We start from the raw sequence: 5,352 nt of genomic DNA, 5'->3' as shown, positions 1-5,352 counted from the left end.
AAGTATCTCATGTATCATTCTCCTCAACTCAATCTTCCTACAGTTTAGCTTTAGTTAAAAAACTTTGCAACGGAACCAAATGTTTTCTCTGTATCAGGACTATATGGGAGATGCAGAGAAGACATCTTCACTCTTCACAGAGCATAGTAACGGTTTAAAGGAAAATGAAAAGAAAGACCTTAAAAAGGTGTTCCAACTCGCGCAAAAAAACAAGAGTATCATGTGGCAAGATGTGATTACATTTGATAATCATTGGCTCGCAGAACAGGGCGTGTATGACCCTAAAACAAGGACGGTAGATGAAACAAAGTTGATAGATGTCACGAGGCTAGCGATGAAAGAAATGTTAAAAAGAGAACGATTAGAACATACGGCAGTTTGGTCAGGAGCGATTCACTATAATACGGATAACCTTCACATTCACGTCGCAACTGTTGAGCCATATCCCACGAGAGATCGTGGGAAGCGAAAACAAAAAACGTTAGATGCGATGAAGGGAAAAGTTGTTCAAAATATTATGGATTGTGGGCAAGAACAAAAACAGATCAATGATTTGATTCGAAAGAATATGGTGGCCAAAAAGAAAGAAGATTCCACATTGAAGTGGCGCAATCGTGAATTGAAACCATTATTCCAATTTATTTATAAACGTTTACCAGAAGATAAAAGACAATGGCAATATAGCTACAATACATTGCGTCCCCTCCGTCCACATCTGGATGCATTAACACAAAAATATATTGAGAAGCATCACAAAGAAGATTATAAAGAGTTTCTCCAAAAGTTAGATAAAGAAGTCGATGTATTAAAGCGAGCGTATGGAGAAGGTTCAGGTGATAAGAAACGATATGAAAATTATAAGGAGAATAAAATAGAAGATCTTCACAAGCGAATGGGCAATGCATTTTTGCAAGAGATGAAAGCATACGATAAAGACCGACAACGTATTGATAAAATGTTAGATCGAAAGCCTAGAGAGCGAAAAAACTTTCAGAAAAATGTTTCGATGCAATATGCACTAAAAAAAATGGAAGGTGCATTTAAAAGTGAGTATGAGAGTTGGAAGAACCAGCGTTATTATGAACGCCTTCAGAGAGACATCCAACAACAAAATGAGAGGGGTTATGAACGATGAGTAAGATTAGAAGAGTGTTTTCTATTGATGAGGAAACAGATCAATATATTACAACTTATATGGAGGAACATAAAATTCGAAATGGTTATAATGGTGACGCAATAGCTCGAATTTGTAAGGAACATAAAGAGGCAAAACAACAAGAATGGTCTCTTCGTTATATTACAGAAGTTGTGACAAAACATCTTCATGAAGTATTAAAAGAAGAACTAACAAAAATCCGACTCGGTACAAATAGTACAGATAAAAATACACAAATGTTACTTGAGTTTATGAATGGTATTTATGAACATGAAAATTATCAAGGCGTTTGTACGACTGATATCGCAGAAACCGAAGCGACAAAGCATATAAGAAACAGTATTTGTGTCTGTTGATGAAATCAATTGATAAGGGAGGGAGTGAGAGATGGGACTTTCAGGAATTGAACCGATTGTGACCGTGCCGAATTCATTAGGTATGGTTGCTGTATTTCTTTTCATCATTTGTGTAGGGGTAATCAGCATATTAGTGATTGAAAAGGAATGGAAACAACTTGTTCATTTATTGGTGTTAGGTTGCATAGTGGGTGTAGGAGTATTTTGTTTATATGTAACACAGGTTGTAACAGATTCATTGTTTCTGTTACACTGCGCAGCGATTACAATTCCAGGTTCTGTTGCAAAGTTTTAATTTCTTAAAAAAATGTGAATTAACATGCAATCATTCAGAATAAATGCTAAGTAATATACGGGAGAATGTATAGTTCATTCATAAATTTGAGTGATTTTTAAACTTTGCAACAGAACCGATGAAAATAATGACCGAGGAGGAATTCTTCTATGAGTGGGAATTCACATTACAATTATATAACAATAAAAGAACTTATCTTTATCCATGCCTATGTAACAGGGGAAGAAATCTCATCTTCACAAGCATTACAAATACTCAAACAGTTTGCTCCTGAAGAAATACCAGGTACAATCAGACAAACTCGTCGGTATCGTATACGGGAAAATGGAGAAGAATTGTTCGGATACTATAGACAGAAGCATCCCAAATTATTTGATAAACAAAAATTATACACGTATGAAGAGTTGAAACACCGAGCGGTGTACTATTGTTCTTCTCATTTGACGGCACATCTCTAATCTGTATATTTTGTTTTATTGGTGTTTATAACCCGATAAAATCGTTCGTTTTTTTGCGGAAAGTGAGAAAAACGGATGCTCAGATGCCTTTCTAACAAAAGAAAAAGACAAAGTGAATATATCTACATGCAAAAAGACGAAAACCTTGCATAGAAACTGATAAGAAGGTTTAAAAGATGACAGGTAAAATCATCGATAGAAAAGGGAAAGACATAAAAAGATAGGTGCATGTTGGGTATCTTTGCCCATCCCCTCGAAAAGGAGGAATAATAAAAATATAGCATGAAAGCCCTGATAAATAAGGGTTTTGTGTTACTTTTGAAATATATATTTCAAAACATATACAATTATATTGACATGTTTCAAATATTATTAAGTTGTATTTTTGAAACAAAAAATTCAGTTTTTTAGCTATATCAAAAAGTACACTTTTTGACACTGGGTACAACGTCTAAATAGCATAAGCTTATTCCCCCATTTCGGGGATTTGGGCAAAAACACCCATGTTTAAGCTACAAAAATATAATTTCACGTACCATACTGTATTTAAAAATAAATAACCAGAAACATCTTCACAAGGGTTGCGTCTTCTCTCCCTTCTCCGATACAATAGGCATATAGATTCTTTGCTCATTCCCCGAAAAAGGGGAATGACAAAAAAACGTATAGCATACGAAACAGAAAGGTGACTCTTACCATGGATCAACCTTTAGTCAATTTGCGAGTCGATTTTGCTTTCAAGCAATTATTTGGCTCAAGAGGAAATGAACAAATTTTAATGCAATTTTTGAACGTGATTTTAGCGTCTTCGCTCTCTTCACCGATTCAAACCTTACAAATAGAAGACCCGCACTTGCATCGAGAATATGAAAAGGACAAATTGTCCATTCTAGATGTATTAGCAACTTTAGACGATAATACCCAAATTTCTATTGAAATACAGCTCAATGACCAACATGATTTTTTAAAACGTAGTTTGTATTATTGGAGTCGCTTATATGCTTCTCAAATGCAAAAAGGTGGCTCTTATGATGCACTCAGAAAAACCATCACCATTAACATTTTAAACTTTCCTGTTTTCTCAGAATACGAAACATTCCATACAACAGGAAAACTGTGGGATATCGAGTTACAAAAGTTACTCGTAGACGATTTAGAATTACACGTAATTGAAATTCCAAAATTAATGGCACAATGGAAAGAAGAACAAGTAAATCCGTGGGAAGATTCCTTTGTGAGATGGTTGCTGTTACTATCCGCAAACGAAGATACACAATTAACGCATACACTGGAGGAGATCGCCATGAACCGAGATCCGATTTTAAAAGATGCGATGCAAAAGTGGGAAAAGATGAGTCAAGACCCTGCATTCCGTATGTCCTATGAGGCGAGACAAAAGGCTCTTATCGATGAAGCTTCTAAATATAAGTATGCAGAGAAAAAAGGGCGAGAAGAAGGAATTCAAGAAGGGAAAATCCAACTAATCCAGGGCATGCATAAAAATGGCATGGATATAGAAGATATTGCAAAGTTTACGAATATGGATATATCGGAAATACGCCATATTTTAGACAAGTAAAGTGTACGGTACACTTTTTCAAAAGGTTAGTTGTTCCACTGGAGATTCTAAACCTAAAGAACTAATATTTAAAATATGATTGAATATTCAGAAAAAATAGACTGAATGAACCTGTTTATGCTACACTTAGCGTAAACGGTTCTGTTGCAAAGTTTAAAAATCACTCAAATTTATGAATGAACTATACATTTTCCCGTATATTACTTAGCATTTATTCTGAATGATTGCATGTTAATTCACATTTTTTTAAGAAATTAAAACTTTGCAACAGAACCTTCATTGGTATCAGTTTGAACGCGACCATTTCGTTTACACTCTTGGCATTCATAGTTGTCTCGCTTCTTTACTTGCTTTCGTAACTGTTTCCATGCCCCACTATTATAAAATTGACGCGTCTGTTGTTTGGTATTCTTTCATCACTTGTTTCCCGTTTATTTTGTCCTTGGAAACGGACATTTTTTTACGTTTATTTTTATGTTCCTCATGTTATAGTGAAGGTACCCTAATTCCTGAGACTCACTTAGTCAACGGATATCTGTATTGCATACAAAAAGAGTTCTACTATCTTTCATGGATAATAGAACTCTTCTTGTTTTACATTACTCCGGCAGAGATTCGCCCATCGTTTTACGAATATACTATTTACTTGCTCTTGTTTGGTATTCTTTCGTTGATTTATATCCATCAACTTTCTTCTAATAACTCCTGAATCATTTTATTCATTCCACTTCTTCCAGCCGCTATTATCTGTTTGAGTGTACAATCATCCAATATCTCTTCCAGTTCTATCTCTAAATGTTCTAATGAAAATTCATCTGTGCAGAAATCCAGTTCTTCCTTGCCTAGTGCCGTCATAAACGCACCAATAATTACCACTTTTTCAAGCTTTGTTAGTTCCATCCTCTCTCCCCTTATCTTTTTTCATTAATAATACCTAATAGGTGTTTACTAATTTATATTCATTTATTTGGTATACAAAACCAAAATCAACAAATAATACGAAGGGATGAAGAACATGTGCTATGACTCGTGCATTGAATGACCCCAATTGGCTATTCTATCTCTTTGAAATGTATGAATATATGTGCTTCATCCCTTCAGTCACTTCACGAAGGATAAGGATCGTTCTGTATAATTCATAGTAAAAATAAATCACATTTTCTTTTGTTACAATTATGCAGTCGTTCTTTATTCCTTCACTCCAATATACACATATTCCACTTTAGGTTTCCTAACAGGAAATAGACTTCCATCCATACTGGCGTATCCTCTCTCATTTTGTCCTTGTCAAGGACATTTTTGTCGATTCCGTTGTATATTCCTCATGTTATAATAAAAATCTCTTAATCATATTTGATATCACATACAAATTATATCAAACCTTTCTGTTTCTCTATTTGCACAATTACTTATCATCCACAGTTGATGAGAGGTTCTGTTGCAAAGTTTGAAAAAACATAAATCCGTTTACAAAATACAGTTATCGTTTAAGAAATTCTGAATAGTTG

The 5,352-nt window shown here is 34.6% G+C and carries 5 protein-coding genes and 2 pseudogenes; 5 read left to right on the top strand and 2 right to left on the bottom strand.

Going from position 1 to position 5,352, the window contains the following annotated elements:
• Positions 1 to 76: 76 nt before the first annotated feature.
• The 5 genes and pseudogenes from mobP2 to JDS99_RS29670 all read left to right on the top strand — a co-directional run.
• A pseudogene (gene mobP2 / locus JDS99_RS29690) lies at positions 77 to 1,135 on the top strand (MobP2 family relaxase); the annotation flags it as partial.
• A complete protein-coding gene (locus JDS99_RS29685; protein WP_199696344.1) occupies positions 1,132 to 1,512 on the top strand; it encodes a hypothetical protein in 381 nt (126 codons plus the stop codon). The pseudogene mobP2 and the gene JDS99_RS29685, both read left to right, overlap by 4 nt.
• Positions 1,513 to 1,543: 31 nt before the next feature.
• The gene (locus JDS99_RS29680) at positions 1,544 to 1,807 is read left to right on the top strand and encodes a hypothetical protein (protein WP_199696343.1); all 264 of its coding nucleotides are present in this window, start codon (positions 1,544 to 1,546) and stop codon (positions 1,805 to 1,807) included.
• Between the two features lie 149 nt (positions 1,808 to 1,956).
• Entirely contained in the window at positions 1,957 to 2,265 is a 309-nt protein-coding gene (locus JDS99_RS29675; RefSeq protein WP_199696342.1) for a 50S ribosomal protein L7ae, read from the top strand.
• 697 nt (positions 2,266 to 2,962) lie between these two features.
• Positions 2,963 to 3,844: an Rpn family recombination-promoting nuclease/putative transposase gene (locus tag JDS99_RS29670; protein WP_199696341.1), complete on the top strand. Its 882-nt coding sequence runs from the start codon at positions 2,963 to 2,965 to the stop codon at positions 3,842 to 3,844.
• Positions 3,845 to 4,113: 269 nt separating this feature from the next.
• Here JDS99_RS29670 and JDS99_RS29665 read toward each other — a convergent pair.
• Together JDS99_RS29665 and JDS99_RS29660 are read right to left on the bottom strand one after the other, a co-directional pair.
• Positions 4,114 to 4,251 (bottom strand): annotated as a pseudogene (locus JDS99_RS29665) (HNH endonuclease); the annotation flags it as partial.
• 277 nt (positions 4,252 to 4,528) lie between these two features.
• Entirely contained in the window at positions 4,529 to 4,744 is a 216-nt protein-coding gene (locus tag JDS99_RS29660) for a hypothetical protein (protein WP_199696340.1), read from the bottom strand.
• Positions 4,745 to 5,352: the final 608 nt, after the last annotated feature.

The sequence above is a fragment of the Bacillus cereus group sp. N6 genome, from assembly GCF_016483705.1.
Classification (GTDB): domain Bacteria; phylum Bacillota; class Bacilli; order Bacillales; family Bacillaceae_G; genus Bacillus_A; species Bacillus_A wiedmannii.
The sequence above is the reverse complement of the archived record's forward strand: the minus strand, read 5'-3'. Positions and strand labels throughout refer to the sequence as shown.

Excerpts from the sequence above, each read along its gene's own strand:
- JDS99_RS29675 (WP_199696342.1), top strand. The coding sequence starts at position 1,957 with ATGAGTGGGAATTCACATTACAATTATATAACAATAAAAGAACTTATC.
- JDS99_RS29685 (WP_199696344.1), top strand. The coding sequence starts at position 1,132 with ATGAGTAAGATTAGAAGAGTGTTTTCTATTGATGAGGAAACAGATCAA.
- JDS99_RS29670 (WP_199696341.1), top strand. The coding sequence starts at position 2,963 with ATGGATCAACCTTTAGTCAATTTGCGAGTCGATTTTGCTTTCAAGCAA.
- JDS99_RS29660 (WP_199696340.1), bottom strand. The coding sequence starts at position 4,744 with ATGGAACTAACAAAGCTTGAAAAAGTGGTAATTATTGGTGCGTTTATG.
- JDS99_RS29680 (WP_199696343.1), top strand. The coding sequence starts at position 1,544 with ATGGGACTTTCAGGAATTGAACCGATTGTGACCGTGCCGAATTCATTA.